Here is an 816-nt window from a genome sequence, read left to right on the forward strand (position 1 = left end):
TTCGGCAGGCGCCTTCGTCGTCACGAGGTTCTTTCTCATCTCCACCTCCATGTGGGGTCAAGATGAGCCGCAAACCCTCCGCCACGCAATCACGCCAAACTGTTCCATGGGTGCTGATGCCGGACACATGACGCAAGTGTTCCATTCGCTCACATTCGTTTGGCCGCACCACAATCCGCCGATGCGAGCGCAGCCCCGCGTTGTTCCGCACTTGCCTTCCGGACCTCTGATCAGAACGCGGCAAGGGCATACGGCACCAGCCAAGAGGTGTGAGAGGAAAGTGAGGCGCGCCGTAGGGAAGTCCATTTGGTACTCGCTGATGATTCAGGCGAAGATGGGCGCGTTCCCCTGTCCTCTCGCCCAAGGCCTGCCGTCGAACCGAATCTTCGGGCCGCCTTCTCGTGCTGCCGATCTCCGACCACCAAGGGCGGCGACGTCACGACGAGGTTGGGGTGAGATTCAGAATCACGAACGGAAACCATGTGTTAGCTATCGCCGTGGCACGGATAGCAGCGTGAATGAGACTCCATGAATCAGTGCCAGGACAAATGCTCAATCCTTCGACCCAACCCACCTCTGAAGCCGTCTTCGAATTCCGCGAACTGATCTATTCCCGCACCGATGAGCGCGGGATCATCCGCTCCGGCAATGGCGTGTTCCAGCGCATGACCGGCATCGACTGGCGCGACCTCATCGGCGCGCCGCACCGGATCATCCGCCACCCGGATATGCCGACGGGCTTCTTCCACTTGTTCTGGGCGCTGCTGAAGCGGGGCGAACCAGCCGTGGGCTATGTGAAGAACTGCCGCGCGGACG

The 816-nt window shown here is 60.7% G+C and carries 1 protein-coding gene; it reads left to right on the plus strand.

The window, feature by feature from the left end; genetic code table 11:
- Positions 1-548: 548 nt before the first annotated feature.
- On the plus strand, positions 549-816 hold a 268-nt coding region (locus LHP98_RS19285), incomplete at its 3' end, for a PAS domain-containing protein (protein ID WP_227254165.1).

This window comes from Rhodobacter sp. Har01, assembly GCF_020564565.1.
GTDB lineage: Bacteria > Pseudomonadota > Alphaproteobacteria > Rhodobacterales > Rhodobacteraceae > Pseudogemmobacter.